Genomic DNA, 26,456 nt, shown 5'->3' on the forward strand with positions numbered 1-26,456 from the left:
GGCCGGCGGGCCGGCTCACTGACCGGCCACGAGCCGAGCGATGGCGCGCTCCAGGCGCGCCATGCCCTCGGCGATGTCCGCCTCGGGGATCACCAGCGAGGGCGCCATGCGCAGCACGTTGGGCCCGGCGACCAGGGCCATCAGCCCCTCCTCCACCGCCAGCGGCAGGATCTCGGCGGCGCGCCCCTCGTAGTCGGCGGACATCACCGCGCCGATCAACAGGCCCATGCCTCGGATCTCGCCGAACACCCCGTGCCTGTCGTTGATCGCCTCGAGGTGCTCGCGGAACAGCGCATGGCGGCGCTTCACGCCTTCCAGCACCTCCGGGGTGTCGATGAACTCCACCGCCGCCAGGGCCACCGCCGAGGCCAGCGGGTTGCCGCCGTAGGTGGAGCCGTGGGTGCCGAAGGCGAAGGCCGACGCCACCCGGTCGCTGGCGAGCATGGCGCCCACCGGGAAGCCACCGCCGAGCGACTTGGCGCTGGTCAGGATGTCCGGGGTCACGCCGAGCTGCTGGTAGGCGTAGAGGGTGCCGCTGCGGCCCACGCCGGTCTGCACCTCGTCGAAGATCAGCAGGGCGTCATGGGCGTCGCACAGCGCCCGCAGGCCGGCCAGAAACTCGGGGTCGCCCGGCAGCACGCCGCCCTCGCCCTGCATCGGCTCGACCATTACCGCGCAGGTGTCGTCGTCGATCAGGTCGCGCACGCTGTCGAGGTTGTTGTACTCGCCGTGGACGATTCCTCCCGGCACCGGGCCGAAGCCCTGGGCATACTTGGGCTGGCCGCCCACGCTGACGGTGAAGAAGGTGCGGCCGTGGAACGACTGGGTGAAGGAGACGATGCGGTTCTTGTGCTCGCCGAAGTGGTCATGGGCCCAGCGGCGGGCCAGCTTGAGGGCCGCCTCGTTGGCCTCGGCGCCCGAGGAGCAGAGGAACACCTTGTCGGCGAAGGTGCGCTCCACCAGGCTGCGGGCCAGCTTGAGGGCCGGCTCGTTGGTGTAGACGTTGGAGACATGCCAGAGCTTGCCGGCCTGCTCGGTGAGGGCCTTCACCAGCACCGGATGGCAGTGGCCCAGGCCGTTGACCGCGATGCCGCCGGCGAAATCGATGTACTCGCGCCCGGCCTGGTCCCACAGGCGGCTGCCCTCGCCGCGTACCGGGATCGCCTGCTGGGGGGCGTAGTTGGGCACCATGTAGCGGTCGAAGTCGGCGCGGGTCGGGGTCTGGGTCATGTCGCTTGTCCTTTACGAAGTACTTTGCGGAATGCTTTGCGGAAAGCTGGGCGAAAAAGGTGACGTCGTAGCGAATACCCCACCGAGTATAGGGAGTCGCCCTGCCGGATGCTTTCATCGATGGGACAGGGAGTTGTGAAAAAGGCTAGGCTGAGGTCGATGCCTCGAAGGATCCGCCCATGTTCAATACCACCGCCTGGAACCGCCTGCGCTACAGCCTCTACGCGCCGCTCTATGACGCCGTGGCCGAGCGCGCCTTTCGCCGGGCGCGACACCGGTCGCTCGACCAGGTGACCTGGCAGCCGGGGATGCGGGTGCTGCTGGTGGGCGCCGGCACCGGGCTCGACCTGCCCTGGCTGCCGCGGGATGTGGAGATTCACGCCACCGACCTCAGTCCGGCCATGGTGCGGCGCACCGACCGCCGCGCCGAGGCGCTGGGCATGGACGTCCAGGCCGCGGAGATGGACGGCGAGGCGCTCTCCTTCCCCGACGAGCACTTCGACGTGGTGGTGATGCACCTGATCGTGGCGGTGATGCCGGACCCGGCACAGGGGCTGGCCGAGGCGCGCCGGGTGCTCCGGGACGACGGCCAGCTGTGCGTGATGGACAAGTTCCAGGCCGACGACCGCCCCGCGAGCGCCGCCCGGCGCGCCCTCAACGCCCTGACCAGCGCCATCGCCACCGACATCACCCGCCAGGCCCGGCCGCTGCTGGAAGGCGCCGGCTTCACCATCGAGCAGGACACCCCGGTGATGATGGGCACGCTGTTTCGGGCCCTGCTGGCACGCCCGACACGGCCTCGCTGACGCTCAGCCCAGCCGCTCCTCCCGCGGGGTCAGGCCGAAGTGGTTGCGGTAGGCGGTGGAGAAATGCGCCGCCGAGGAGAAGCCGGTCAGCATCGCCACCTCCCCCGCCGGGTGCTCGCTCTCGCGCAACAGCCGCCGCGCCCGCTGCAGGCGCAGGTCCAGGTAGTAGCGGCTGGGCACCGCCTGCAGGTGCTTCTTGAACAGCCGCTCCAGCTGGCGCCGCGAGATCCCCAGGTGCTCGGCCAGCTCGGCGGTGGTCAAAGGCTCCTCCACGTTGGCCTCCATCAGCGCCAGCGCCTCCGCCAGGCTCTCGGGGACGCCGCCCGAGGGCTGGCCGGACGGCTCCTCGCCCATGCGCACCCGCTCCAGCACGAAGTGGGCCGAAACCCGCTCGGCGAGCTGGCTGCCGTGCTGGCGCCCGATGAGGGTCATCATCATGTCCAGGGCCGCGGTGCCGCCGCCGCAGGTCAGGCGCTCGCGGTCGATCTCGAACGGCTGCCGGGAGAGCCGGATGCGCGGATGGGCGCGACGTACCGCCTCGAGGTGCTGCCAGGGCACCGTGGCCCGGTAGCCGTCCAGCAGCCCGGCGCGGGCCAGCAGCTCCGCCCCTCCGCCGATCCCCGCGATCAGCCGTCCCGGTATCGCCAGCTCGACCAGCCGCCGCCGCAGGGCCTCGTCGGCCGCCTGGGCACCGGGGGCGCACACCAGCAGCATGTCCAGGTCGGCGGCGGCCGGGGCTAGGCCAGGTTCAGCAGGACCAGACTCAGCCAGACCAGGTTGAGCCAGACCGGGTTGAGCCAGACCAGGCTCAGACAGACCAGGCTCAGACAGACCGGGTTGAGCCAGACTCAGCTCGGCCAGCAGCCGCTGGCCGGAGGCGCTGGCGACCGGCTGCACCGCCGCCCCCAGAGTGACGAGGCGATAGAGGGGCGCGCCGGCGAGCTGGCCGGCCACCGTCAGCGGTTCGGTGGCACAGGCCTGGGCCAGCAGCGAGAAGCCGGGCAGCACCAGCACGCCGACTCGCCGGGAGGGCGACGACGCAGGCGGGGGTGGCGAGGGCTCGTGCATGGGCGGGGCCGGCAGGAAAGGGGGCCCTCATCTTACCCAAGCAGAAGGCCGGGCGCTAAGGCCCGGCCGGCAGGGAGTGTCGAGACGAAGAGGGGCTACTGGGCGCTGCCGCTGTAGATCAGCATGGCCGCCACCAGCAGGCCCAGCACCACGATGATGATGGGCAGCAGGCGCTGCATCGTCTTGGGCGGCGGCTTCTTGGCCTCGGGCTGCTTGGCATCCGGCTCGGGGTCGTCGAAGTCCTCGGGTTCCAGTACCTCCTTGAGATGCTCGAGTTCCTCTTCCGGTGTCTTGCTCTCTCTGGTGTCCATGAGATCCTCCAGGGTCGATAAGCCACCGCGTCACAAACCCGTCATCCTGACCGGACTCGCGCGCTCCTTACAGTGTCACGACATCGAATTCCACGTCCGGGTTCACATCGGCCTCGTAATCGACGTCATCGCGCTCGAAACCGAACAGCTTCAGGAACTCGTGCTTGTAACCAGCATAGTCGGTGATCGCGAAGAGGTTCTCGGTGGTCACCTGGGGCCAGAGGTCCTTGCACGCCTGCTGCACGTCGTCGCGCAGCTCCCAGTCGTCCAGGCGCAGGCGGCCGGCGTCGTCGGTGGCCATCTCGCCACTGTCGGCGCCATACAGCCGCTCGCCGAACAGGCGGTTGAGCTGCTCGATGGTGCCCTCGTGCAGGCCCTTCTCCTTCATCACCTTGTAGACCATGGCGATGTAGAGCGGCATCACCGGGATGGCGGCGCTGGCCTGGGTCACCACCGACTTGAGCACCGCCACGTTGGCGCCGCCGCCGGAGGCCGCCAGGCGCTTGTCGATCTCGCCGGCGGCGCGGTCCAGGTCCTCCTTGGCCTTGCCCAGGGCGCCATGCCAGTAGATCGGCCAGGTGATCTCGGTGCCGATGTAGCTGAAGGCGACGCTGCGCGCGCCCGGTGCCAGCACGCCGGCACGGTCCAGGGCGTCGATCCACAGCTCCCAGTCCTCGCCGCCCATCACCGCCCTGGTGTCCTCGATCTCCTGCTCGGTGGCGGGCTCCACCTCGGCCTCGATGATGGTGTCCTTGTTGGTGTCGATGGCGGTGGCGCGGTAGGTCTCGCCGATCGGCTTGAGGCTGGAGCGCTTGAGCTCGCCGGAGTCCGGCAGCTTGCGCACCGGCGAGGCCAGCGAGTAGACCACCAGGTCGACCTGGCCCAGGTCCTGCTTGATCAGCTCGATGGCGGTCTCGCGGGCCTCGTGGGAGAAGGCGTCGCCGTTGATCGACTTGCTGTAGAGCCCCTCGGCCTTGGCGAACTTGTCGAAGGCGGCGCTGTTGTACCAGCCGGCGGTGCCCGGCTTCTTCTCGCTGCCCGGCTTCTCGAAGAACACGCCCAGGGTGTCGGCACCGTAGCCGAAGGCGGCGGTGATGCGGGCCGCCAGGCCATAGCCGCTGGAGGCCCCGATCACCAGCACCTTCTTCGGGCCGCGGGCCTTGTCCAGGCCGCGAGCGCGGGTCGCCTCGATCTGCTCGAGCACGTTCTTCTCGCAGCCGACGGGGTGGGTGGTGGTGCAGATGAAACCGCGTACCTTGGGCTTGATGATCACGTCAGACCTCACTGTTGGTCATTGTCGGGCCGGCATGCCGCCGTACCGCTGTCATGGAGTGGCAATCGCCCTATTCTAGCGGTCACGCCGGGCGCTGTCCGCCCTTGAGCCCGCCACGCGCCTGGGGCAGGATGCACCTCCGGGCGCATTGCCACGAGGAGGATCCCGATGAATGCACAGGCCCTGGTCGATGAACGCGGCGAGCTGTGGCTGGCGCTGGCCCCGCTGTGGCTGGAGCGCGAGCCCGGCGAGCGCGACTATGCGCACATGATCGAGGTCATCGAGCGCCACGACCTGACGCTGAAGGAGCTGGAGTGGATCTTCCGCCTGGAGCTCGCCCCGGTGCTGGGGCGCCAGCAGATGTCGATGGTGGGCGAGTGGCGCCGCTTCGACGACTACAAGCTGATGAAGCAGCTGGTGGCCCACAACCTCCGGCTCACCGGATGGCGCCGCACCAGCTGGATGCTGTTCTCGGGGCTGACCACCATGATGACGCGGCATCGCTGGAACGAGCTGATCGCACGCCTGATGGTGGAAAGGGGCGAGACACCCCCATGATGACTCGGCTCTCCACACACCCTGCTGGAACGAGCTGATCGCACGACTAATGGTGGAAAGGGGCGAGACACCCCCTTAACGAGCTGATCGCCAGCCCCTACCCTTCGTCCAGGGCCAGCTCCAGCGCCTCGCGCAGCACCGCTTCGCCGTCGCGCGGTGCGAAGCGGCGGATTACCCGGCCATCCCGGCCCACCAGGAACTTGGTGAAGTTCCACTTGATCGCCGTGGTGCCCAGCACGCCGGGAGCGGCCTTCCTGAGCTCCACGAACAGCGGATGGGCCCCGCCGCCGTTGACCCTCACCTTCTCCATCAGCGGGAAGCTGACCTGATACTCCCGGGCGCTCAGGGTGCAGAAGTCCAGCGCCGACTCCGGCGACTGGCGACCGAACTGGTTGCAGGGAAAGCCGATCACCGTGAAGCCCCGCTCGCGATAGCGGCGGTAGAGACGTTCCAGCTCGCGCAGCTGGGGGGTGTAGCCACAGCGGCTGGCGACGTTGACGATGAGCAGCACCTGGCCGCGCAGCGCGGCGAAATTGAAGGGCTCGCCCTGGGCGGTACGGCACTGGTAGTCGTGGAGGGACATACGCGCGCCTTCATGGTCGATGACCTTCACGATGCCACGCCCCCCGCCTGCGCGCCACCCCTGCGGCGGCGTGGCAGGCGCCGCAGCCGGCGGCGTACCTCCCGCTCCCGCCGGGCCAGCTGGCGGCGACGCTCGCGACGCTCGGCCCGCCCCAGGGGGGCGTAGCGCAACCGCTCCAGGTGGTGGGCGCAGTCGCGCAGCGCGGGCCCCGCATCGCCCGCCGCCTCGGCCACCCGCCGCAGGTGGGCCGAGGGCGACTCCCCGGGCCGGGCTCCCAGGCCGCGGCGACCGAGCCAGGCCTGGAGGCGAGCGATGCGCAGCGCCGCGTCGTGCGCCTCCCGGTGGCGGCGCCAGGCCAGACGCAGCAGCGCGGCGAGCCCGGCGGCGGCCGCCACCACCGCCAGCAGCCCCCCCAGCCAGCCGCGGCCGGGAGCCAGCGTCACCAGGCGCTCCCACAGGGCGTGCAGCCGCGCGGTTACCCGGGCCATCAGGGCGTTGCGCGCCTCGCGCTGGTAGCCGATCACGCCGCGCTGCCAGCGGTATTCCAGGCGCTCCCAGTCCAGGCGCAGCCGATTGACCCAACCCACCTCGCGCATGCGCAGCGGCGAGAAGGGGGCATCGGCCAGGAAGGCCTCGCGGCCGTCATCGACGGCCTGGGGCCCCTCCTCGATGCGCTCCGGGGCGATCGCCGCGGTGGGGTCGAGGCGCTGCCAGGCGCCATCGAGCCACACCTCGATCCAGGCGTGGGCGTCGTAGTCGCGGATGGTGAAGTGGCCGTCGGGGTGACGCTCGCCGCCCAGGAAGCCCGCCACCACACGGGCTGGCAGGCCCACCGAGCGAGCCATCACCGCCATGGCCGAGGCGTAGTGGGTGCAGTAGCCGGCGCGGCTCTCGAACAGGAACTCGTCGACCCGATCGGCGGAGGTCAGCCGCGGCGGCGACAGGGTGTAGCGAAACGGCGCCTCGCCGAAGCGCGCCATGATGGCGGCCAGGAAGGCCCGTGGCTCGGCGCCGCTCTCCCGCCACAGCCGCTCGGCCAGCTCGCGGGTGCGAGGGTTGCCCTCGGCCGGCAGCATGGCATGCCAGGCGGGGCCCGCGGGATCGGGGTTGGCCGGCGCCTGGCCGGTGCTGCTCATGCGCAGCAGGCTGCGCGAGGCCAGCGGCGAGGTGCCCTCCAGGGTGCCATCGGCCAGGAAGCGTAGGGGCTCCTCGGTGGCCAGCGGCGCGCCCAGCGACGGCCGCCAGGGGCGGCTGTCCGGTTCCAGCAGCAGCTCCACCTCGAAGCGCGGCGCCCCATCGAGCCAGGGCGAGCGGCGCCCCTCGGCAACGAACTCCTCCAGCGGTCGGCCCAGGGTGGCGGCCAGGCGCTCGGGAGTGGTCCGCCGCCAGCGCTCACCGTCGAAGTCGGAAAGCGTGTAGACCCGCCAGTAGCGCTCGGCGGGTGTGGGCTCGGCGCCCTCGAAGCGCGCCCGGAAGGCGCGGGCGTCGCTGCGCGAGAGCTGGGCGATGTCGCCCGGGGCGATCTCGTCGGTGAGCCCGGTAGAGGCGCGATCGGCCTGGGGCAGGTTCCACAGCGGCCCAAGGCGCGGAAAGACCGCGAACAGCAGCACCATCAGCGGCGCCGAGAGCAGCAGCAGCCAGGCGCTCTCGCGCCAGGCCCGGCGGGCATCGCCCCCGGAAAGCCACACCAGCGAGTGCACCAGCCAAGCCAGCACCAGCAGCCCGCCGGCGGCCATGGGGATGCCCTGGTCGTGCAGGAAGGCCACGGTGGTGGCCACGAAGCCGATGGCCACCACCACCCGCCCGTCTCGCCGGTCATGGGTCTCGAGCAGCTTGAGCAGGTAGACCCCGAGCAGCAGGCCGATCATGGCCTCCATCTGCCCGAGGGTGCCGTAGTGCAGCCACAGGCCGCCGGTGAGCGCACCGACGCCGGCCAGGCGCAGCACGACGCCGGCGCGGGGCAGGCGGCGGCGCAGCTGAAGATGGCGATAGCCGGCCACCAGGGCGGCAAGGGCCGCGAGCCAGGCCGGCATCCAGGCCAGGTGCAGGGCAAGCACCAGGCACTGGCCGAGGAAGAGCTGGCGCAGCATGGCGCCGCTCAGCGCCTGGCCATCGGCCAGCACCGCCTCGCCGCCGCGGCCGGCCATGCCGGGCCTCATGACTCCGCTCCCCGGTCGCCCGAGGGGGAGAAGCGCGCCAGCGCCTCCAGGGCCACACGGCGCTGGTGGGGCCCCTCCCCCTGGGGCAGGGTCACCCCGGGCAGGCGCAGGCCGTAGCGGTCGCCGGCCCGATGGTGGGCCAGCACCCGGGCGCAGAGCAGGGAGAGCCGCCGCTCGGGGTCGCCGCGACAGGCGTCATAGTCGAGCCACAGCTGCTGGCGGGGCGGCAGGCTGAAGGCCTTGGCGGCCAGCACCCCGGTGCGGCTCCACTGCTTCCAGGCCAGCCGGGCCGGGCTGTCGCCGGGCTCGGCGCGGCGCAGCCCGGCGAAGTCGGTGGCCTCCAGCCCCGCGCCGGCGTGACGGTGCTCGGGCTCGTCCTCCGCAAGCGGGCGGGGATAGACCAGCAGCCGCTCGTCGCTCTGCAGCCAGGCCAGGGCGCGCACCAGCCCCAGCGGCCAGCGGGTCTCCAGGCGCAGGCGCGGCAGCGGCTGCTCGCCGCGCCGCGGAGCCGGCAGGGCCAGGACGGCCTCGCCCTGCCCCTCCGGCAGATCGAGGCGTGCCGAGACGCCCGCGCCATGCAGCTCCAGCGCCGTGCGCGGGCGCCCCCCGGCGAGCACCACGCCCAGACGCGCCTCGCCGCCGGCGAACACCTCCTGGGGCAGGCGCAGGGTGGGGGTGACGCCGAGCAGGTTGCGCCAGGCGCGCAGCAGGGCCACCACCCCCAGGCCGAACAGCCAGAAGGCCAGCACATAGGCGAGGGTGTTCTGGTAATTGATACCGAACAGCAGCAGCAGCAGGACCAGCACTGCCCAGCCCAGCCCGAAGCGGGTCGGCAGCAGAAAGAGCTGGCGCTGGGGCAGCGGCGTGCCCGGCGCCATCGCCAGGCGCCGCCACCAGCGCTCGCCCAGCGTCAGCCGCGCCATGCTCAGCCCGCCACCGGCACGCGCGCCAGCAGGTGGCGCGCCAGGGCCTCGCCCTCCTCGCGCCGGCCGCTGCTGAGGCGGTGGCCCGCCACCGGCCCCCACACCGCCTGGACGTCCTCGGGCAGCACGTGGTCGCGCCCCTCGAGCAGCGCCCAGCCGCGGGCCGCCTGCAGCAGCGCCAGGGCGCCGCGGGTGGAGAGTCCCCAGGCCAGCTCCGGGTGGTCACGGCTGGCGGCCACCAGCGCCTGGACATAGTCGAGCAGCGCATCCGCCACGTGGATGTCGTCCAGGCGCGCCTGCCAGGCGCGCAGGCGCTCGGCGTCCAGCAGCACCGGCAGGCGGTCGAGCCGCACGCGCCCGGCGCGGCCGCGCAGGATCTCGCGCTCGGCGCCGCGGTCCGGATAGCCCAGGGAGAGGCGCATCAGGAAGCGGTCGAGCTGGGATTCCGGCAGGGCGAAGGTGCCCGCCTGCTCCTGGGGATTCTGGGTGGCGATCACGAAGAAGGGATCGGGCAGCGCCCGGGTCTCCCCCTCCACTGTCACCCGCCCCTCCTCCATGGCCTCGAGCAGGGCGCTCTGGGTCTTGGGGGTGGCGCGGTTGATCTCGTCGGCCAGCACCAGGCCGTGGAAGATCGGCCCGGGGTGGAAGGTGAAGCGCGCCTCCCGGGGGTCGAACACCGAGACCCCCAGCACGTCGGCGGGCAGCAGATCGCTGGTGAACTGCAGGCGCTGCATGTCGAGCCCGGTGACCCGCGCCAGGGACTGGGCCAGGGTGGTCTTGCCGAGCCCCGGCAGGTCCTCGATCAGCAGGTGGCCGCGGCACAGCAGGCAGCACAGCGCCAGGCGCACCTCCCGGGACTTGCCGAGCACCACCCCCTCCAGCGCTGCCACCACGGCCTCCAGCTCGCCCAGCCGAGCCGGGCGGTTCATGGTGCGGGCTCCAGCAGGCCGGTCTCGAGCAGCACCTGCAGCGCCTGGCGGGTGTCCGGGGTGACCCCGGGCAGCGCAAGGGCCTCGGCGGGCGGCCGCCAGAAGACCTCGGCCACCTCCTCCGCCTGCAGCGCCAGCGGGCCGTCGTGATCGACCAGGAACAGGCTGCCGAAGATATGGTGGCCTCCCTCGGCGTGGATGAAGCCACCGGCCGGGCGCAGCGGCACGCCGCGGATGCCCAGCTCCTCGGCCAGCTCACGGCGCGCCGCCAGGTGCTCGGCCTCGCCGGCGCCCACCACGCCGCCGGCGGCCAGGTCGAGTCCGCCGGGGAAGACCTCCTTGGTGAGGGTTCGGCGCTGCACGCAGATCTCGCCGCGGGCGTTGCGCACCACGATGTAGGTGGCCCGGTGCCAGAAGCGGAAGCGCCGCATCTGGGCGCGCCAGGCGCTGCCGCAGGGGCGATTACGGGCATCCACCAGCTGGATGCGCTCGCGAGCGACGTGCGGCGTCGGCAGCGGCTCGTCGCGAAGGGCGTCGGTCATGGGCATCTCCCGGGGAAATGCCTCAAGCCTACCCAGTCGGCGCCGCGGCGTCACGTTGACCGGGCCCCGAGGGCCCACCATGCTCAGGACACCCCTTCGATGCTGGAGGTGTGCCATGTCCGACCACGCTCCCCGCACCCGGCTGGCCACCCATCGGGTGACCAACCAGCCCGCGCCAGGCGGCGACCGCGACCTGCTGGGCGATGACCCGCCGCTGCGCGAGGCCCTGGCCCGGGAGGCACCGGACTGGGTCGCCCGCCGCCTGGCCCCGCTGGGCCGTGAGGCCGGCAGCGAGCGTGTCCAGGCACTCGGCGAGGCCGCCGACCGCCACCCGCCGACGCTGCGGCTCTTCGACCGCCATGGGCGACGCCTCGACGAGGTCAGCTACCACCCCGCCTACCACGAGCTGATGCACCTGGCCATCGACCGCGGCTGGCACGCCGTGGCCTGGCAGGAGGAGGGCCGCGGCGGCCACCAGGCCCACGTGGCGGCCCTCTACCTGCTGACCCAGGCCGAGCCGGGGTTCTGCTGCCCGGTGACCATGACCCATGCGGCCATGCCGGTGCTGCGCCACTCCTCCCGGGCACAGGCGCGCTGGGCGCCGGGGCTGCTGGCCTGGGACTACGACCCGCGCCCCCTGCCGGCCATTGAGAAAAGCGGGCTCACCTTCGGCATGGCGATGACCGAGAAGCAGGGCGGCAGCGATCTGCGCGCCACATCCACGCGAGCCGACCCCCTCGCGGCCACGCGAGCCGAATCCCTCGCCGCCACGCACGCCGAGCCCAGCGACGACGGCTGGCGGCTCACCGGTCACAAGTGGTTCTGCAGCGCGCCGATGTCCGACGCCTTCCTGACCCTAGCCCGCACCGACGAGGGGCTCGGCTGCTTCCTGGTGCCTCGCTTCACCCCCGACGGGGAGCGCAATGCCATCGAGCTGCAGCGGCTCAAGGAGAAGTGCGGCAGCCGCGCCAACGCCTCGGCGGAGATCGAGTACCGCGGCGCCTGGGCCGAGCCCATCGGCGCGCCGGGGCGCGGCATCGCCACCCTCCTCGAGATGGTCCAGCAGACCCGCCTCGACGCCGCCACCGCGCCGGTCGGCATGATGCGCCAGGCGCTGCGGGTGGCCTGGCACCACGTGCGCGAGCGCCACGCCTTCGGCCGGGCGCTGGCCGAGCAGCCGCTGATGCAGGCGGTGGTGGCCGACCTGGCGCTGGAGGTGGAGGCGGGCCTCGCCCTGGTGATGCGTGCCGCCCGGGCCTTCGACGGCGCCGCCCGGGGCGACGAGAACGAACGCGCCCGGGCCCGGCTGCTGCCCGCGCTGGCCAAGTACTGGCACAACAAGCGCGGCCCCGGCTTCATGGCCGAGGCCATGGAGTGCCTGGGCGGCATCGGCTACATGGAGGAGTCGCCGCTGGCGCGGCTCTACCGCGAGGCGCCGGTCAACTCGATCTGGGAGGGCTCGGGAAACGTGATCTGCCTGGACGTGCTGCGGGTGCTGCGCCGCCACCCCGAGGCGCTGGCCGCCTGCTGGCAGGCGATGGCGCCCGCCCGGGGCGAGAACCGCCGGCTGGACGCCGCCCTGGCCGAGCTGGAGCGGCTGCTGGCCGAGCCCGCCGAGGGGCTGGAACCCCGCGCCCGCTGGCTCACCCAGCGCCTGGCCCAGTGCCTGCAGGCGGCACTGCTGGTGCAGCACGCGCCGAGAGAGGTGGCCGACGCCTTCTGCGCCACCCGGCTGGGCGACGAGGCCAGTCCCGCCTACGGCGTGCTGCCCAGCGGCTCGCCCTGCACGGCACTGCTGGCACGCATCGAATCCTGAGTCGATCCCACCTCGAGGATCGCCTCGGCCGGCATCGGCCGGGCCAGCCCGTAGCCCTGCACGTGGGTGCAGCCGAAGCGATCGAGGAGCGCCAGGCTGGCCGGATCCTCGACCCCCTCGGCCACCACCCGGATGCCCAGGCGTCGACCCAGCAGGGCCACCGCCTCGACGATGGCCGCGTCCTGGGTTTCCTCCTGGAGATGCTGCACGAAGCTGCGATCCACCTTGAGTTCGCTGATCGGCAGCATCTGCAGCCGCGCCAGTGACGAGAAGCCGATGCCGAAGTCATCCACCGATACCTCAAGCCCCCCCAGGCAGAGCCGCGCCGCCACCTCGCTGCCCAGCAGTTCATCCTGCATGGCGGCGGTCTCGGTGATCTCGAGCACCAGGGGCGGATCCTCGGGGGAGCGCAGGCAGGCGAGCTCCAGCAGGTCCGGGCACATCAGGTCATCGGCGGTCACGTTGACCGAGACCGATGCCGAGACGCCCTCGCGCAGCCAGACGGCCGCATCGGCCTGGGCCCGCGCCAGCACGTGGCGCGTCAGGCGCTTGCCCTGGTCCAGGGAGAGCAGGGGCAGGAAGCTGGCAGGGCCGATCAGGCCAAGGGCGGGATGGGCCCAGCGCACCAGCGCCTCGACCCCGCTGAGCCGGCCGGTGGCGAGTTCGAACTGGGGCTGGTAGTGAAGGGTGAGCTCGTCCCGGATGAAGGCCTGCTCGAGATCGTCGGCGCTGAACAGCGGCTCGCCTCGGGCCTCGAGAGGCGCCCGACAGCCCACCCTCAGGTTGTCCAGACAGCGGCGCAGTTCGGAGAGGCGCATCGGCTTGTCGAGGCAGCCCAGCATCTGCAGGCCGAGGGTATGCCCCACTCGCTCGGCGATCCGCGCGATCTTGCGCTCGACCCCGGAGAGCAGCAGCACCCAGTCGCGGTAGCCGGTCGCCGCCAGGTGGCGCAGCAGGGCGAAGCCGTCCTCGCTGCCGAACTCCAGCCCCAGCACCACCAGGCGCGGCGGCCGCGCGGCCACCGCCGCGAGGAGCGCGGTCGACTGCTGGAAGTAGCGGGTCTCCAGACCCAGTACCTCGAACTGCAGGGAAAGCACGGCGGCGACGTCCGGGTCGGCCTCCAGGACCAGCGCGAGTGGTGCAGGCGAGGAGTCGTACATCGGCGGGATTCCGGTCAGCAAGTAACCAGAGCGTAACACCGCCTGATGAAAGTCACACGACAGGTATGATGACCGGCATCAACGTTGCCTACGCCAGCGGCCCGGCCACCACGCGCAGCGCCAGGGCCAGCAGCAGCACCCCGGTGATGCGATTGACCCAGTGGGAGCGCGCCTGCAGCCAGGGCAGCACCCGGGAGTGGGAGAGCCCCACCGCTACCATCACGTACCAGGCGCCGTCGATGATCATCGCGGTGAGCACGATCACCGCCTTGGCGGCCAGGCTCATGTCCGGGGTGACGAACTGGCTGAGCAGGGCGATGAAGAAGAGGATCAGCTTGGGATTGCCGAGCGCGACCAGCATGCCCTCCCGGGCCGCCTGGCGCCGAGTGGTGGGCACCGCCCCGGCTTCCAGCGGGCCGGCGCGACCGGCACGCAGGGCCTTGAGGCCGAGCCAGGCCAGGTAGGCCGCGCCGGCCCAGGTGATCACCTGGAACAGCGCCGGCTGACGCACGATCAGCGCGCCGAGCCCCCACACCGTCAGCAGTGCATAGAGACCCACGCCCAGCGCATGGGAGAGCCCCGCCACCACCCCCGGAGCGCGACCGCCGCCCAGCGTATGGCGCAGCACCAGGGCCAGGCTGGGGCCCGGCGACATGGCGCCCATGGCGCAGACCGCCGCCAGGGAGAGCCAGAGGGAAAACGGCATGGTGGAAGGCGGCCTCTCAGCGGTGGAATTGCTTCTCGCGCTCCGGCTGCCAGAAGATGGCATCGACGCGCAGCTGTACCTCGTGACCATCCGGCAGCGGCCAGTCGATCACATCGCCGATGCGCAGCCCGATCAGCCCGGCACCCACCGGCGCCATGACCGAGATGCCATCCTCCGTGGTGGCCAGGGCGTGGGGATAGACCAGGGTACGGATCATCTGGCGGTTACGAGTCAGGTCGGTGAACTGGACCCGGCTGTTCATGCTGACCACGTCCTCGGGGATCTCCTCCGGGTCGATGACCTCGCCGCGCTCGAGCTCTTCCTCGAGGGCCTCGGCCACGAACAGGTCCTTGTCGCTGGCATCGTCGATCAGGCGCTGCAGGCGCTCGGCATCGAGGCGATTGATGATGATGGGGGGGCGGGATGACATGCGACCTCCTGGTAGCGCGTCAATGCGAAACGCGGTGTGAAAGCCTTGGCGGCTATCCAATAAAAACAGCCCTCCACCCCCGGAGGGGGGAAGGACTGTCGACTCGGACCATCATAAGCCCAATGAGGCAGCTTGTCAGGTCCCCTCGCCAGGGCCGCGACGCCCGGTGGCCAGCACCACCGCCCCCACCACGGCCAGGGCCAGCCCCACGAAGGCGACCGGGTTCCAGGCCCGCCAGCCGTATAGCCCCAGCACCACGCCCAGCGCGATCAAGCCCCCGGCAAATCCCTTCACTCCCATGACACGCTCCCTGACTGGTCTGACTGCCATCGCCCCAGCATGGGCCCCGCGCCCGAGCCCTGCAACCGCCTCTCACCCCGGTGCCCCCGGACGGCACCGCCACTCGTCGACGCCGGCCTCACGGCAAGGATTGACATAGCCGGCCAATCGGCACTATGGATATGATCAAAGGCATTCGCCTTTCCCCGGCCACCCCGGGTCTACCGTGCTCAGGATGCTGTCCATGGACGCCATACCCTGTCCCCCGTCACTGTCCTCCGAACTGATCGACCAGCCGCTCGCCGACCCCGAGGTTCCCGACGCCTACCTGGTCTTCGATACCGCCCTCGCCCGCCGCCTGGCCCAGGCCAAGGCGCTGCTCGACCGCCTGGAGCGCGACAGCGACTCCCGCGACCTCAGCGCACTGGGCGCGGCACGCATCGAGTTTGCCCAGGCCTCCCGCGCCGTGGCCGACGACCTGCTGAGCCGCGGCCTCGGGTAGCCCGCCCTGCCCATGCGGGCGGAAAGGCAGGCACCAGACATAACGCCTCATGCTGCAACGCAGCAAGGAAGGGGCTATGGTGATAGGTGTCCCACTCAGGAGGACAGCTATCATGAATGATTACACTTCACCTACCCTCGACACCGAAGTCCTGGCGTTCTGGTATCGCCAATCACAATGGCAACGCACCGCCTTCGAAGCCGTAGCGGCTTACCTGGGCTGACGCCCCAGCAGCCAGTCAAGCGCTGCCCCCCCTTGCCCGCATGACGTCGCCCCTCGGGAGAATGCCTTGCCCCGAGGGGCGCCCTTGCGTCGAAGCCCGGGAGTGCCAGCACCCGCATCGTCCGACAGGGTGTTCCTGGCGAGATTGACCCGGGCACCTCTCCCTGGCCTAGACTGGCCCACTCCCCGTCACGCAAAGGAAGGGCACCATGCAGTCACGCTACTTCACCATCAACGACTTCCCCCAGGGCACGCCGGGGCGCGAGCTGTTCGAGCTGCGCGAGACCGAGCTGCCTGCCCTGGCCGAGGGCGAGGTGCGGATTCGCAACACCTGGCTATCGGTGGACCCCTACATGCGCGGCCGCATGAGCGGCGTGAGGACCTATATCGACCCCTTCGTGCTCGGTGAGCCACTGGAGGGCGCCGCGGTGGGTGAGGTGATCGAATCCCGGGATGCACGCCTGAGCGTGGGCGACCGGGTCCGCCACATGGCCGGCTGGCGGGACATCGCCCAGCTGCCGGGCGACCAGGTGGAGCCCCTGCCGGGCATCGACGTGCCCGAGCAGGCCTACCTCGGCGTGCTGGGCATGCCCGGCATGACCGCCTGGACGGGCCTGAACCGGATCGCCGAGATGAAGGCGGGCGACAACGTGCTGGTCAGCGCCGCCAGCGGCGCGGTGGGCTCGCTGGCCGTGCAGCTGGCCAAAGCCCGTGGCGGCACCGTGGTTGGCATCGCCGGGGCGCCCGAGAAGCTCGCCTGGCTGGAGTCCCACGGCATCAAGGCGGTGAGCTACCGCGGCCGCGACGCGGGGCAGCTCACCGAGGCGCTCCAGGCGGCCTGCCCGGAGGGCTTCGACATCTACTACGAGAACGTGGGAGGCATCTGCCTGGAAGCGGCGCTCAACACGCTGCGCAACGGCGGACGCATCCCCGTGTGCGGGATGATCACCCGCTACAACGCCGAGAGGCCGACCCCGGGGCCGAGCAACCTCGCCATGGTGCTGATCAAGCGCCTGCGCATGCAGGGCTTCATCGTCTTCGACCACTGGGCCGACTACCCGCGCTTCCTCGAGGAGGTCGGTCCGCTGGTCGCCAGTGGTCAGATCGACTACGCGGAGACCATAGAGGAGAGTCTCGAGCGCACGCCGGAGGCGTTGCTGGCGCTCTTCGAGGGCGCCAACACCGGCAAGATGCTGGTGCGGCTCTGACCCGTATCCCACGGCGGCAACCAAGGAGCGACGCCATGAACACCATCAACCCCGAGAAGCTGCACCACAGCAAGTGGACCGCGGCGAAGCCCCGGAACAAGGAGAAGCACTTCCTGGTGACGGCGCTGGAACGCGACGAGGAAGAGAACGTGGTCGCGGTGGTCCTCGAGGCCGTCTACACCCGCCGCGAGACCACCCTGCCCTGGCAAGCGCTCAAGGATGACGCCACCTGGCGGATGGGCTGGCACTGATCGCCCACGCCAGGTTTCAAAAGCCTAGTCCTGCTTGCCCACCAGCCAATGGGTCACCCCCAGCGCCAGCACTACGGCAGCGATCGCCAGCATCTCCATGGCGGTGACGGTGGCGATATCCAGGATGATCACCTTCCGGGCGATCGCCATCAGCGCCGTGGCCACCACCAGGCGGATCGGCAGGATATTGGTGCCCAGGTAGAGGCGGATATTGACGAAGATCTCTACGGCGATCAGCACCACCATGAAGGCGCCGAAGATCACGAAGATGTCGCTGACCTCGAACAGCAGCACCGGCGGAGAGATGAACTTGGTGTAGAGCACGTAGATGACATCCAGGACGCCCCAGATGATCACCAGCACCATCAGCACCGCCAGCACCTTGATCGCCTGGCGGATGATGAAGTGCAGCCGCCGGATCAGCGGGTCTTCGTGCTCCTCGGGCAGCTCGTCGTGCTGCAGCTGCGGCCCGCGGTGCCTGTCGTGGTCATGCTGTTCCATCGCCGCCTCTCCCGGTAGCTCCCCAGCGGGGTCGGCTCCATTGATGCCCGAGCGCGCGGCGCTGTCAATCCATGCCGTGCATCAGCGTGGAGGCAAGCTCAGCCGAGCGTGGTATTGCCATTGGCATCGATGGGAAACCCGGGATTGAAGGCCACCTCCCAGAGGTGGCCGTCGGGGTCGGCAAAGTAGCCGGAGTAGCCGCCCCACTCCGCCCGGCTGGCCGGCTTGACGACCCGCCCGCCGGCGCGCTGCGCCTCGCTCAGCAGGGCGTCCACCGCCTCGTCCGAGCGCACGTTGTGGGCCAGGGTGATGCCGGCAAAGCCGCTTCCCGCCTCCGCCACGCCGGCATCCTGCGCCAGGGCGGCGCAGGAACAGAGCGACAGGATCAGGCCATTGAGCTGGAAGAACGCCACCTCGCCCGCCACCGCCAGGCCCACCCGCCAGCCGAGGCCCTGCTCATAGAAGCGCCGCGCCCGCGCCAGGTCGCCGACGCCCAGGGTGATCAGACTCATGCGCTGTTCCATCGCCGACTCCTCTCTCGTGTTCACGGCCCCAAACTCACCATAGCAGGCGGCCGGGCGGTGCTTGGCGGGATCGAAGATGGTCGGCGCGGGGGCTCTCAGGCACTCATGGGGTAGGTAAACAGCAGCAGGTGAGTGAGGTTAAGTCCCCAGTGCACCAGCACCGCCCACACCAACCGCCCCGTCCAGAGGTAGACAAGCCCGTAGAGCAGCCCGGCACCAAAGGCCACCAGCACGAAGGCGGCACCGCCTGCCAGGTGAGCGATGCCGAACAGGGCGCTGGCCACCAGGAGGGCCAGGGCGGCGCCCCAACGGGCCGCGAGCCAGCGCTGCAGCACGCCGCGGAACAACAGCTCCTCGGCCACGCAGGTGTTGAGCAGGTTGGCGACAGCGAACACCCAGAAGCCGGTGGGCAGGCCCGGCCGCCAGTCGACAAGCCCCAGCAGGCTGGCAAGCCCCATCAAGAGCCCCACCCCACCCGCTACCATGAGCGACAGCACCCAGGGCACCTGCCCGTGCGGTACCAGGCTGCACCCAAACAGCGGCACCCAGCCAAGCAGCGCCCATGCCACCAGCACCTTGTCGTGGTTGAAGTAGAAGCCGGTGGGCAGGCTGCCCTCCTTCCACACCATCGCCTCGTCCAGCATCAGTCCGGAATAGCCGGGGAAGGCGTGGAGCACCAGGGTCGTGCTGGCCACCAGCCAGACGGCGAGCCTTGCCGCCTGCGGCCAGGGCGGCAACCGCTGCGTCTGCATCCAGGCGGTCAGTGCCACATAGCCCAGCGCCAGCCATACGAAGAGCCAGCTGGCATACCCGACCAGCCCCGCCATCAGCAGCACGGCCACCGCCCCGCCGACACGCCAGCGCGCCTCGGCGCACAGGCCGAAGAGTATCAGAAGGAGGGAATAGGTGATGCCGAAGGCGAGCAAAAGGCGACCTCTCACTACTTAAATCGTGAAAATCAACTCTTCGGCCGCTTGGCTATCAGCGCTTCCACACGATCTAGTGCGTCTTGAACTTGATTGATAGAGACCTCCCCGAGTGACAAGGCAGAATGAACCTCACCACCAAGGGTAACGTCCCGGGAAGAGGTGTAATTCAGACGGGAGGATGAGGTCACCATGGGCCTTCGATAAAGTTGCAAGTCGCCAAACACGCAACCAACCGAAGGAACCCCACGATGACCAACAAGAGCATGGCACTGACGGAGCTGCTTGAAAAGCGAGCGGTGGCACCGGACTTCCTGCGTGAGACGCTGGCCTTCATGCTCCAGGAGCTGATGGAGCACGAGGTGGCCGAGCTGTGCGGGGCCGATCGCCACGAGCGCTCCGAGGAGCGGGTCAACCGGCGCAATGGCTACCGGGAGCGGCCGTTGGAGACGCGTATGGGCCGAGTGGATCTCAAGGTCCCCAAGCTCCGCCAGGGCAGCTACTTCCCCGGCTTCCTCGAGCCGCGGCGGATGAGCGAGCAAGCGCTCACGGCGGTGGTGCAGGAGGCCTACGTGCAGGGCATCTCCACTCGTAAGGTCGACGAGCTGGTCCAGGCCATGGGGATGACCGGGATCTCCAAGTCGCAGGTCTCCCGACTGTGCGCCTCGATCGATGAGCGCGTCCAAAGCTTCCTGGAGCGGCCGCTGGAGGGGCACTGGCCCTACGTATGGCTCGACGCGACCTATATCAAGAGTCGAGAGCACGGCCCGGTAGCGAGCCAGGCGGTGGTGGTGGCCACGGCGGTGAATCAGGACGGCTACCGTGAGGTGCTGGGCCTCTCCGCAGGTCCGGCTGAGACGGAGGGCTTCTGGACGGCGTTCCTACGCTCGCTGGTGGCCCGGGGGCTGAAGGGCACTCGCCTGGTCATCTCCGACGCTCACGAGGGGCTGAAAAAGGCGATCGCGACGGTACTGACTGGGGCGGGCTGGCAACGCTGTCGAGTGCACTTCATGCGCAACGTGCTCTCGCAGGTCCCTAAGGCCCACCAGCCAGCGATCTCGGCGGCGGTGCGCACGGCCTTTGCCCAGCCGGATCAAGCCGCAGCGACGCGCCAGTGGCGGCAGGTGGCCGACAGCCTGCGTGAGCGCTTCGCCAAGGCGGCGGACTGCATGGATAGCGCCGAGGAGGACGTGCTGGCGTTCATGGCCTTCCCGAAAGATCACTGGCCGAAGTTGGCGTCCACGAACTGCTTGGAGCGGCTGAACAAGGAGATCAAACGGCGCAGCAACGTCGTCGGGATCTTCCCCAACAACGCGTCGGTGACGCGCCTGGTCGGAGCGGTACTGCTGGAGCAGAACGATGAATGGCAAGTCAGCCGCCGGTACCTGAGCCTGGAGAGCCTGGCCCCGGTGCTCAAGGAGCCGACTGAGGCAGGCGCCGAACAATTGATTCACGAGGAGGCGGCGTAACAGTCAGCGAAGGCCGCGGTGGCCTCACCCGCTGTTACACCACTTGACGGGACACTACCCCACCAAGCTCAGGGTCACGCAGTGGAACCGGATAAGTGACTTTCCAATTAGTGACTGGCAACAGCTTGACCGCTGGGCTTTTTACCTTAATTTTCAGCAGCGTTCTAGCTGGGTATTTAATTGCACCACATGGCATCTCGATACCTTCAACAGGATCTCTTGGCGACATTTCCATCAGCCCTGGCTCAACCTCAGAGACCGGATCAACTTTATGGAAAGATGCATTCCTAGCTTGTATAAGATATCGAGTTTCCGGCTGACGCCTACTGCGTAGCAAATTGATTGGCTGGCGAACACGACTTCCCTTTTCATAACCAGGGTATCGAGAATATTATCAGCAGAGTTACACGCTGTATTGATACAGGTTCTGAAAGCTTGCCACCATTTTCTAAACTCTGAATGACTCTTGATATTGCGAACGCTCTCCAGATGCTCTCTCGCAAACTGGAGCTGTTCTCTGGCTTCCTCGAGTTTCATCTTATGGCTCATTCAGCTTAGGACTAGTCTAGATACACGAAGGGCCCGCCGATGGCGGGCCCTTCATAGCCTACCGGTTCGCGGGCGCGATCACTCCCACTCGATGGTGGCGGGCGGCTTGCTCGAGACGTCGTAGGTGACGCGGGAGACGCCGCTGATCTCGTTGATGATGCGGTTGGAGACCGTTTCCAGCAGCTCGTAGGGCAGGTGGGCCCAGCGGGCGGTCATGAAGTCGATGGTCTCCACGGCGCGCAGGGCGATGACCCACTCGTAGCGGCGGGCGTCGCCCACCACGCCGACGGACTTCACCGGCAGGAAGACGGCGAAGGCCTGGCTGGTCTTGTGGTACCAGTCCGCCCTGTGCAGCTCCTCGATGAAGATGGCGTCGGCCTCGCGCAGGATGTCGGCGTACTCCTTCTTCACCTCACCGAGGATGCGCACGCCCAGGCCCGGCCCCGGGAAGGGGTGGCGGTAGACCATGTCGTAGGGCAGGCCGAGCTCGAGGCCCATCTTGCGCACCTCGTCCTTGAACAGCTCGCGCAGCGGCTCCACCAGCTTGAGCTTCATGGTCTCCGGCAGGCCGCCCACGTTGTGGTGGGACTTGATCACGTGCGCCTTGCCGGTCTTGGCGGCGGCGGACTCGATCACGTCCGGGTAGATGGTGCCCTGGGCCAGGAAGTCGACGCCCTCGATCTTCGCCGCCTCGGCGTCGAAGACGTCGATGAAGGTGTTGCCGATGATCTTGCGCTTGGCCTCGGGGTCGGCCTCACCCTCGAGCCGCGAGAGGAACTGCTCCTCGGCGTCGACGCGGATCACCTTCACGCCCATGTGGCGGGCGAAGGTCTCCATCACCTGGTCGCCCTCGGCCTTGCGCAAGAGGCCGTTGTCGACGAAGACGCAGGTGAGCTGGTCGCCGATCGCCTTGTGCAGCAGGGCCGCCACCACCGAGGAGTCGACGCCGCCGGAGAGGCCGAGCAGCACGTGGCGGTCGCCCACCTGGGCGCGCACGCGCTCGATCTGGTCCTCGATGATCTGGGCCGGGGTCCAGTTGCACTCGGCCTGGCAGATCTCGACCACGAAGTGCTCGAGGATGCGCTGGCCCTGCAGGGTGTGGGTCACCTCGGGGTGGAACTGCACGCCATAGAAGCGCTTCGCCTCCCAGGCCATGGCGGCGATGGGGCAGCTCGGCGTGGAGGCGGTCACGGTGAACTCGGCCGGCACCCGGGCCACCTTGTCGCCGTGGCTCATCCAGACGTCGAGCAGGCTCTTGCCTGTGTCGTGGTCGATGTGGTCGGCGATGTCGCGGAACAGCGCGGTCGGCTCGTCGATGCGGATCTGGGCGTAGCCGAATTCGCGGACGTTGGAGCCTTCCACGGCGCCGCCGAGCTGCTCGGCCATGGTCTGCATGCCGTAGCAGATGCCCAGCACCGGCAGACCCATCTCGAACACGCACTGGGGCGCCCGGGGCGAGCCCAGCTCGGTGACCGACTCCGGGCCGCCGGCCAGGATGATGCCGTTGGGGGCGTACTCGCGGATCTCAGCCTCGGTGATGTCGAAGGCGCGGATCTCGGAGTAGACGCCGATCTCGCGCACGCGGCGGGCGATCAGCTGGGTGTACTGGGAGCCGAAGTCGAGGATCAGGATCTTGTGGGCGTGAATGTCGGTCATTGAGAGGGTCTCTGTGGCCGCCACAGGCAGCGAGCGAATCCAAAAACACGAGCGGCGGGGGTCAGCCCCGCCGCGATTTTAGCTGGCCAGCACCTAGCCCGCGCGGTAGTTGGGGGCTTCCTTGGTGATCTGCACGTCGTGCACGTGGGACTCGGCGAAGCCGGCCCCGGTGATCTGCACGAACTGCGGCTTGGTGCGCATCTCCTGGATGTCGCGGCAGCCGGTGTAGCCCATGGAGGCGCGCAGGCCGCCCATCATCTGGTGGACGATGGCGCTCATCATGCCCTTGTAGGGGACCCGGCCCTCAATGCCCTCCGGCACCAGCTTCTCGGCGCCGGCGTCCTTGTCCTGGAAGTAGCGATCGGCGCTGCCCTGGCTCTGGGCCATGGCACCCATGGAGCCCATGCCGCGGTAGGCCTTGTAGGTACGGCCCTGGAACAGCTCGACCTCGCCCGGGGCCTCCTCGGTGCCGGCCAGCAGGCCACCCACCATCACCGCGCTGGCGCCGGCGGCGATCGCCTTGGCCAGGTCGCCGGAGAAGCGCACGCCGCCATCGGCGATCAGCGGGATATCGTAGGGCGCGAGCGCCGCGGCCACGTTGGCCACCGCGGTGATCTGCGGCACGCCCACACCGGCAACCACGCGAGTGGTGCAGATGGAGCCGGGGCCGATGCCCACCTTGACAGCGTCGGCACCCGCTTCGGCCAGGTCCTTCGCCGCCTCGGCGGTGGCGATGTTGCCGCCCACCACCTGGATCTGCGGGAAGTGCTCCTTCACCCAGCGCACCCGGTCGATCACCCCCTTGGAGTGGCCGTGGGCGGTATCGACGATGATCACGTCGACGCCGGCCTCGGCCAGGGCGGCGACGCGATCCGGCGTCTCGGGGCCGGTACCCACCGCGGCACCGACCAGCAGGCGGCCATCGGCGTCCTTGGCGGCGTGGGGGAAGGTGCGCGCCTTCTCGATGTCCTTGAAGGTGACCAGGCCGCGCAGGTGGAAGCGGTCATCCACCACCAGCATCTTCTCGACGCGGTGCTCCTGCATCTTGGCCTTGATGATGTCGAGGCCGGTGCCCTCGGGCACGGTGACCAGGCGCTCGCGGGGGGTCATGATGTCGGAGACGCTGTCGCCGTGGTTGGGCTGGAAGCGCATGTCGCGCTCGGTGACCAGGCCCACCAGGCTCTCGCCCTCCACCACCGGGAAGCCGGAGAAGCCGTGCTCCTTGGCCATGGCCAGCAGGTCGGCCAGCTTGGCCTTGGGCCCCACGGTCACCGGGTCCTTGACGATCACGCTCTCGTGCTTCTTGACCTTGCGCACCTCGGCGGCCTGGTGGGGGATCGTCATGTTCTTGTGGATGATGCCGATGCCGCCTTCCTGGGCCATGGCGATGGCCAGGCGGGCCTCGGTCACGGTGTCCATGGCCGCGGAGACCAGGGGAATGTTGAGGAAGAGATCGCGGGTCAGGCGGGTCCGCAGGCTGACGTCCTTGGGCAGGACCTCGGAATAGCCGGGAACGAGCAAGACGTCATCGAACGTAAGAGCTTCTTGGGCCATACGTAACATAATCGGCAACACCCAGTGAGCTGGTGGGAAGGGGGTCGTGAAGTTAATCAACCATTATAACGCCCCGAGGCGGGCAACGTCACGGGGGGTGGGGCCCTGTCGAGAGGGCTACATAACATTAGAAAACCATTCATTACCCATGATTACGGTGGCTGCGCTAGGATGAGAGTCAGCCCCTGCGGGGGCGTAACGCCATGAATCGGGAATCGATCAAAGGAAATGGCACGATCAAGGAGCGAACCATGAGCATGAAGAAGTCCACCCTGACCCTCGCCATCGCCGCCCTGGCCGGCGGCCTCACCCTGGGCGCCCAGGCCCAGCCGGCCTACGAGCCCCAGGGCCTCTACTCCGCCGAGGATATCCTCGACGCCGATGTCTACCTGACCAGCGCCCCCGATGAGCGCGTCGGCGAGGTCGAGGACATCCTCTTCGACGAGGCGATGCAGGTAACCGCCCTGGTAATCGAGAGCGGCAGCGTTCTGGGACTCGGCGGGCGCGACTTCATCGTCGAGTCGGGCCAGTTCACCCTGATCACCCATTACGATGACGACGGCGAGACCGAGCACCGCGTGATGCTCGAGGCCAGCGCCGAGGCGATCGAGGGCTACCCGGTCTACAGCGACGACTGGTGGGACAGGGCCCGGGAGCGCTCCCGTGAGGCCTGGCTGCAGACCCAGGAGGGCGCCGAGAGCGCCTGGCAGACCACCCAGGAGGGCGCCGAGCGCGCCTGGGACACCACCCGCGAGAATGCCCGGCGGGCCTGGGAAGCCGCCCGTGATGCGGTGGGCGCCGACGACTGAGGCGCCCCCACCCCTCAACCCGCCGCGGCGCACGCCGCCGCCATGTTCGCCGCCGGGCCCCATGCCCGGCGGCGCCGTGTCCGGAGGGGGCTCGCGCCAGTGGCGGCGTGGTAGGCTGGTGACGCCGCCCCAGGAGCCGACGCCATGCCCGCCACCCCCGATGCCCCCGATGCCCCCGATGCCCTCTCCGTCAGCGAGGTGAACCGCCGCGCCCGCCAGACCCTGGAGCGGGACCTCGGCGAGCTGTGGGTCGAGGGGGAGCTCTCCGGGGTGTCGCGGCCGAGCTCCGGCCACCTCTACTTCACCCTCAAGGACGACCAGGCCCAGCTGCGCTGCGCCCTGTTCCGTGCCCGCGCCCGCTTCGTGGCCGCGCCCATGCGCGACGGCGACCGGGTGCGGGTGCGCGGCCGACTGTCGATCTTCGAGCCCCGCGGCGACTACCAGCTGATCGCCGAGGCCGTGCAGGCGGCCGGCGTGGGCGAACTGCTGGCCGCCTTCGAGGCGCTCAAGGCCAGGCTCGCCGCCGAAGGGGTGTTCGCCAACGCCCGGCCGCTGCCCTGCCCGCCCCGCCACCTGCTGGTGCTCACCTCCCCCACCGGGGCGGCGATCCGCGATGTGCTGGCGGTGCTGGCGGCGCGCTGGCCACTGGCCCAGATCATCCTGATCCCGGTGCCGGTCCAGGGGCGCGAGGCGGCGCCGGCGATGATCGCGGCGATGGGGCTGCTCAATCGCCAGGCGGCGCTGGACCCGGCCAGGGACGCGATCCTGATCACCCGCGGCGGCGGCAGCCTGGAGGATTTGTGGGCCTTCAACGACGAGCACCTGGCCCGGGCGATCTTCCACTCGCGGCTGCCGGTGATGTCGGCGGTGGGCCACGAGGTGGATGTGACCCTGGCCGACTTCGCCGCCGATGCTCGGGCGCCGACCCCCTCCGCCGCCGCCGAGCAGCTGGTACCGGACCAGCGCGAGCTGGCTCGCCGGCTGGACGCGCTGTCGACTCGCCTGGCCCGGGCCGCCGAGCGCCGCCTGGAGCGCGAGGGGCAGCGGCTCGACCATCTGCGTGCCCGTCTGCGCCACCCCGGCGAGGTGCTGAGCGGCCGCCGCGAGGCCCTGACGCGGCTGCAGGGTCGGCTGGCCCGCGCCCTGGCCGGACGCCTCGTGGTCGAACGTCGTCACCAGCAGCAGCTGGCGACCCGCCTGGCCGCCCACGCGCCGGCGCGGCGCCTGACGGAGGCCGGCGAGCGCCTCGCGCGGGTCCAGACGCGACTGCACGCCGCCATGCCCCGACAGCTGGCGGGCCACTGCCAGCAGCTGGTGGCGGTAGCCCGCGAGCTGCAGGCGGTGAGCCCCCTGGCCGTGCTGGGGCGCGGCTATGCGATTCTCGAGGATGAGCGGGGCTTGGTGGTGCGTCGCGCCGCCGATGCCACCCCGGGCCAGGCGCTCACCGCCCGGCTGAGCGAGGGACGCCTGGTGCTGGAGGTGAGGCGCCAGCTGCCGGAGTGATCGCCGGGC

At 69.9% G+C, this 26,456-nt stretch carries 28 protein-coding genes; 9 read left to right on the forward strand and 19 right to left on the reverse strand.

Annotated elements, in window-relative coordinates:
* Positions 1-15: 15 nt before the first annotated feature.
* A complete protein-coding gene (locus DER72_RS04565; protein ID WP_110068819.1) occupies positions 16-1,230 on the reverse strand; it encodes an aspartate aminotransferase family protein in 1,215 nt (404 codons plus the stop codon).
* Between the two features lie 179 nt (positions 1,231-1,409).
* Here DER72_RS04565 and DER72_RS04570 point away from each other — a divergent pair, with 179 nt between their 5' ends.
* Complete coding sequence (locus tag DER72_RS04570; RefSeq protein ID WP_110068820.1) at positions 1,410-2,036, forward strand: class I SAM-dependent methyltransferase; 627 nt, start codon at positions 1,410-1,412, stop codon at positions 2,034-2,036.
* Positions 2,037-2,039: 3 nt separating this feature from the next.
* On the opposite strand, the gene DER72_RS04575 is transcribed toward DER72_RS04570, so the two are convergent.
* From DER72_RS04575 to fabV, 3 genes are all read right to left on the reverse strand, one after another.
* A complete protein-coding gene (locus DER72_RS04575; RefSeq protein ID WP_375153262.1) occupies positions 2,040-3,047 on the reverse strand; it encodes a GlxA family transcriptional regulator in 1,008 nt (335 codons plus the stop codon).
* 152 nt (positions 3,048-3,199) lie between these two features.
* The gene (locus DER72_RS04580) at positions 3,200-3,415 is read right to left on the reverse strand and encodes a hypothetical protein (protein ID WP_110068822.1); all 216 of its coding nucleotides are present in this window, start codon (positions 3,413-3,415) and stop codon (positions 3,200-3,202) included.
* A 67-nt stretch (positions 3,416-3,482) separates the two neighbouring features.
* Positions 3,483-4,688 carry an enoyl-ACP reductase FabV gene (gene fabV / locus DER72_RS04585; RefSeq protein ID WP_110068823.1) on the reverse strand — a complete coding sequence of 402 codons (1,206 nt, stop codon included), beginning with the start codon at positions 4,686-4,688 and terminating at the stop codon, positions 3,483-3,485.
* Positions 4,689-4,856: 168 nt separating this feature from the next.
* Here fabV and DER72_RS04590 point away from each other — a divergent pair, with 168 nt between their 5' ends.
* Positions 4,857-5,246 carry a hypothetical protein gene (locus tag DER72_RS04590; RefSeq protein ID WP_110068824.1) on the forward strand — a complete coding sequence of 130 codons (390 nt, stop codon included), beginning with the start codon at positions 4,857-4,859 and terminating at the stop codon, positions 5,244-5,246.
* A 97-nt stretch (positions 5,247-5,343) separates the two neighbouring features.
* Here the strand turns inward: DER72_RS04590 and DER72_RS04595 are convergent, their stop codons facing one another.
* The 5 genes from DER72_RS04595 to DER72_RS04615 are packed head-to-tail and all read right to left on the reverse strand — an operon-like array spanning position 5,344 to position 10,382.
* Positions 5,344-5,829 carry a glutathione peroxidase gene (locus DER72_RS04595; RefSeq protein WP_110068825.1) on the reverse strand — a complete coding sequence of 162 codons (486 nt, stop codon included), beginning with the start codon at positions 5,827-5,829 and terminating at the stop codon, positions 5,344-5,346.
* 26 nt (positions 5,830-5,855) lie between these two features.
* Positions 5,856-7,988 (reverse strand): DUF3488 and transglutaminase-like domain-containing protein, encoded by a 2,133-nt coding sequence (locus DER72_RS04600; protein WP_110068826.1) that lies wholly within the window; start codon positions 7,986-7,988, stop codon positions 5,856-5,858.
* The gene (locus DER72_RS04605; RefSeq protein ID WP_110068827.1) at positions 7,985-8,911 is read right to left on the reverse strand and encodes a DUF58 domain-containing protein; all 927 of its coding nucleotides are present in this window, start codon (positions 8,909-8,911) and stop codon (positions 7,985-7,987) included. The genes DER72_RS04600 and DER72_RS04605 overlap by 4 nt, the downstream gene beginning before the upstream one ends.
* A 2-nt stretch (positions 8,912-8,913) precedes the next feature.
* The gene (locus tag DER72_RS04610; protein WP_110068828.1) at positions 8,914-9,840 is read right to left on the reverse strand and encodes a MoxR family ATPase; all 927 of its coding nucleotides are present in this window, start codon (positions 9,838-9,840) and stop codon (positions 8,914-8,916) included.
* Positions 9,837-10,382: an NUDIX hydrolase gene (locus tag DER72_RS04615; RefSeq protein ID WP_110068829.1), complete on the reverse strand. Its 546-nt coding sequence runs from the start codon at positions 10,380-10,382 to the stop codon at positions 9,837-9,839. The genes DER72_RS04610 and DER72_RS04615 overlap by 4 nt, the downstream gene beginning before the upstream one ends.
* 115 nt (positions 10,383-10,497) lie before the next feature.
* Between DER72_RS04615 and DER72_RS04620 the strand changes: the two genes are divergently transcribed.
* Positions 10,498-12,198, forward strand: coding sequence for an acyl-CoA dehydrogenase family protein (locus tag DER72_RS04620; RefSeq protein WP_110068830.1), 1,701 nt, complete (start codon positions 10,498-10,500; stop codon positions 12,196-12,198).
* Here DER72_RS04620 and DER72_RS04625 read toward each other — a convergent pair.
* The 4 genes from DER72_RS04625 to DER72_RS16120 form a co-directional block, all read right to left on the reverse strand.
* Entirely contained in the window at positions 12,138-13,358 is a 1,221-nt protein-coding gene (locus DER72_RS04625; RefSeq protein WP_110068831.1) for an EAL domain-containing protein, read from the reverse strand. The two genes, DER72_RS04620 and DER72_RS04625, sit on opposite strands and share 61 nt — an antisense overlap.
* Positions 13,359-13,446: 88 nt before the next feature.
* Complete coding sequence (locus DER72_RS04630) at positions 13,447-14,064, reverse strand: LysE family translocator (protein ID WP_110068832.1); 618 nt, start codon at positions 14,062-14,064, stop codon at positions 13,447-13,449.
* 16 nt (positions 14,065-14,080) lie between these two features.
* Positions 14,081-14,494, reverse strand: a complete 414-nt coding sequence (gene rnk, locus DER72_RS04635) for a nucleoside diphosphate kinase regulator (protein ID WP_110068833.1) — start codon at positions 14,492-14,494, stop codon at positions 14,081-14,083.
* A 135-nt stretch (positions 14,495-14,629) separates the two neighbouring features.
* Positions 14,630-14,794: a hypothetical protein gene (locus DER72_RS16120; protein WP_162899859.1), complete on the reverse strand. Its 165-nt coding sequence runs from the start codon at positions 14,792-14,794 to the stop codon at positions 14,630-14,632.
* A gap of 223 nt (positions 14,795-15,017) precedes the next feature.
* Between DER72_RS16120 and DER72_RS04640 the strand changes: the two genes are divergently transcribed.
* From DER72_RS04640 to DER72_RS04650, 3 genes are all read left to right on the forward strand, one after another.
* Positions 15,018-15,275, forward strand: coding sequence for a hypothetical protein (locus DER72_RS04640; protein WP_110068834.1), 258 nt, complete (start codon positions 15,018-15,020; stop codon positions 15,273-15,275).
* Positions 15,276-15,706: 431 nt separating this feature from the next.
* Entirely contained in the window at positions 15,707-16,705 is a 999-nt protein-coding gene (locus tag DER72_RS04645; RefSeq protein WP_110068835.1) for an NADP-dependent oxidoreductase, read from the forward strand.
* Between the two features lie 35 nt (positions 16,706-16,740).
* Positions 16,741-16,956, forward strand: a complete 216-nt coding sequence (locus tag DER72_RS04650) for a TIGR02450 family Trp-rich protein (protein WP_110068836.1) — start codon at positions 16,741-16,743, stop codon at positions 16,954-16,956.
* A 24-nt stretch (positions 16,957-16,980) separates the two neighbouring features.
* Here the strand turns inward: DER72_RS04650 and DER72_RS04655 are convergent, their stop codons facing one another.
* The 3 genes from DER72_RS04655 to DER72_RS04665 all read right to left on the reverse strand — a co-directional run bounded on the left by DER72_RS04655 (position 16,981) and on the right by DER72_RS04665 (position 18,922).
* The gene (locus tag DER72_RS04655) at positions 16,981-17,457 is read right to left on the reverse strand and encodes a phosphate-starvation-inducible PsiE family protein (protein WP_181395603.1); all 477 of its coding nucleotides are present in this window, start codon (positions 17,455-17,457) and stop codon (positions 16,981-16,983) included.
* 98 nt (positions 17,458-17,555) lie between these two features.
* Entirely contained in the window at positions 17,556-17,969 is a 414-nt protein-coding gene (locus DER72_RS04660; protein WP_258306197.1) for a VOC family protein, read from the reverse strand.
* A gap of 107 nt (positions 17,970-18,076) precedes the next feature.
* Positions 18,077-18,922 (reverse strand): CPBP family intramembrane glutamic endopeptidase, encoded by an 846-nt coding sequence (locus tag DER72_RS04665; RefSeq protein WP_146209032.1) that lies wholly within the window; start codon positions 18,920-18,922, stop codon positions 18,077-18,079.
* 236 nt (positions 18,923-19,158) lie between these two features.
* On the opposite strand from DER72_RS04665, the gene DER72_RS04670 reads away from it, so the two are divergent.
* Entirely contained in the window at positions 19,159-20,376 is a 1,218-nt protein-coding gene (locus DER72_RS04670; RefSeq protein ID WP_110068839.1) for an IS256 family transposase, read from the forward strand.
* Between the two features lie 234 nt (positions 20,377-20,610).
* Here DER72_RS04670 and DER72_RS16000 read toward each other — a convergent pair whose 3' ends face one another.
* The 3 genes from DER72_RS16000 to guaB all read right to left on the reverse strand — a co-directional run bounded on the left by DER72_RS16000 (position 20,611) and on the right by guaB (position 24,144).
* Positions 20,611-20,913: a hypothetical protein gene (locus tag DER72_RS16000; RefSeq protein ID WP_146209033.1), complete on the reverse strand. Its 303-nt coding sequence runs from the start codon at positions 20,911-20,913 to the stop codon at positions 20,611-20,613.
* Between the two features lie 90 nt (positions 20,914-21,003).
* On the reverse strand, positions 21,004-22,581 hold the full coding sequence (gene guaA, locus DER72_RS04675) for a glutamine-hydrolyzing GMP synthase (protein ID WP_110068840.1): 1,578 nt from the start codon (positions 22,579-22,581) through the stop codon (positions 21,004-21,006).
* 93 nt (positions 22,582-22,674) lie between these two features.
* Entirely contained in the window at positions 22,675-24,144 is a 1,470-nt protein-coding gene (guaB, locus tag DER72_RS04680) for an IMP dehydrogenase (protein ID WP_110068841.1), read from the reverse strand.
* Between the two features lie 242 nt (positions 24,145-24,386).
* Between guaB and DER72_RS04685 the strand changes: the two genes are divergently transcribed.
* Both DER72_RS04685 and xseA read left to right on the forward strand, forming a co-directional pair.
* Complete coding sequence (locus tag DER72_RS04685) at positions 24,387-24,944, forward strand: PRC-barrel domain-containing protein (protein WP_309064157.1); 558 nt, start codon at positions 24,387-24,389, stop codon at positions 24,942-24,944.
* 144 nt (positions 24,945-25,088) lie between these two features.
* Positions 25,089-26,447 (forward strand): exodeoxyribonuclease VII large subunit, encoded by a 1,359-nt coding sequence (xseA, locus tag DER72_RS04690; protein ID WP_110068842.1) that lies wholly within the window; start codon positions 25,089-25,091, stop codon positions 26,445-26,447.
* The last annotated feature ends 9 nt before the right edge of the window (positions 26,448-26,456 follow it).

The organism is Halomonas sp. A11-A (assembly GCF_003182195.1).
Classification (GTDB): Bacteria; Pseudomonadota; Gammaproteobacteria; order Pseudomonadales; family Halomonadaceae; genus Halomonas; species Halomonas alkalicola.

Coding starts and splice junctions, on each gene's coding strand:
- guaA (WP_110068840.1), bottom strand. CDS start 22,581: ATGACCGACATTCACGCCCACAAGATCCTGATCCTCGACTTCGGCTCC.
- DER72_RS04595 (WP_110068825.1), bottom strand. CDS start 5,829: ATGTCCCTCCACGACTACCAGTGCCGTACCGCCCAGGGCGAGCCCTTC.
- DER72_RS04640 (WP_110068834.1), top strand. CDS start 15,018: ATGGACGCCATACCCTGTCCCCCGTCACTGTCCTCCGAACTGATCGAC.
- DER72_RS04655 (WP_181395603.1), bottom strand. CDS start 17,457: ATGGAACAGCATGACCACGACAGGCACCGCGGGCCGCAGCTGCAGCAC.
- rnk (WP_110068833.1), bottom strand. CDS start 14,494: ATGTCATCCCGCCCCCCCATCATCATCAATCGCCTCGATGCCGAGCGC.
- DER72_RS04645 (WP_110068835.1), top strand. CDS start 15,707: ATGCAGTCACGCTACTTCACCATCAACGACTTCCCCCAGGGCACGCCG.
- DER72_RS04580 (WP_110068822.1), bottom strand. CDS start 3,415: ATGGACACCAGAGAGAGCAAGACACCGGAAGAGGAACTCGAGCATCTC.
- DER72_RS04570 (WP_110068820.1), top strand. CDS start 1,410: ATGTTCAATACCACCGCCTGGAACCGCCTGCGCTACAGCCTCTACGCG.
- DER72_RS04650 (WP_110068836.1), top strand. CDS start 16,741: ATGAACACCATCAACCCCGAGAAGCTGCACCACAGCAAGTGGACCGCG.
- DER72_RS04625 (WP_110068831.1), bottom strand. CDS start 13,358: ATGTACGACTCCTCGCCTGCACCACTCGCGCTGGTCCTGGAGGCCGAC.
- DER72_RS04605 (WP_110068827.1), bottom strand. CDS start 8,911: ATGGCGCGGCTGACGCTGGGCGAGCGCTGGTGGCGGCGCCTGGCGATG.
- DER72_RS04620 (WP_110068830.1), top strand. CDS start 10,498: ATGTCCGACCACGCTCCCCGCACCCGGCTGGCCACCCATCGGGTGACC.
- DER72_RS04615 (WP_110068829.1), bottom strand. CDS start 10,382: ATGACCGACGCCCTTCGCGACGAGCCGCTGCCGACGCCGCACGTCGCT.
- DER72_RS04660 (WP_258306197.1), bottom strand. CDS start 17,969: ATGAGTCTGATCACCCTGGGCGTCGGCGACCTGGCGCGGGCGCGGCGC.
- DER72_RS04600 (WP_110068826.1), bottom strand. CDS start 7,988: ATGAGGCCCGGCATGGCCGGCCGCGGCGGCGAGGCGGTGCTGGCCGAT.
- DER72_RS16000 (WP_146209033.1), bottom strand. CDS start 20,913: ATGAAACTCGAGGAAGCCAGAGAACAGCTCCAGTTTGCGAGAGAGCAT.
- DER72_RS16120 (WP_162899859.1), bottom strand. CDS start 14,794: ATGGGAGTGAAGGGATTTGCCGGGGGCTTGATCGCGCTGGGCGTGGTG.
- DER72_RS04670 (WP_110068839.1), top strand. CDS start 19,159: ATGACCAACAAGAGCATGGCACTGACGGAGCTGCTTGAAAAGCGAGCG.
- DER72_RS04565 (WP_110068819.1), bottom strand. CDS start 1,230: ATGACCCAGACCCCGACCCGCGCCGACTTCGACCGCTACATGGTGCCC.
- DER72_RS04590 (WP_110068824.1), top strand. CDS start 4,857: ATGAATGCACAGGCCCTGGTCGATGAACGCGGCGAGCTGTGGCTGGCG.
- DER72_RS04685 (WP_309064157.1), top strand. CDS start 24,387: ATGAGCATGAAGAAGTCCACCCTGACCCTCGCCATCGCCGCCCTGGCC.
- DER72_RS04630 (WP_110068832.1), bottom strand. CDS start 14,064: ATGCCGTTTTCCCTCTGGCTCTCCCTGGCGGCGGTCTGCGCCATGGGC.
- guaB (WP_110068841.1), bottom strand. CDS start 24,144: ATGTTACGTATGGCCCAAGAAGCTCTTACGTTCGATGACGTCTTGCTC.
- xseA (WP_110068842.1), top strand. CDS start 25,089: ATGCCCGCCACCCCCGATGCCCCCGATGCCCCCGATGCCCTCTCCGTC.
- DER72_RS04610 (WP_110068828.1), bottom strand. CDS start 9,840: ATGAACCGCCCGGCTCGGCTGGGCGAGCTGGAGGCCGTGGTGGCAGCG.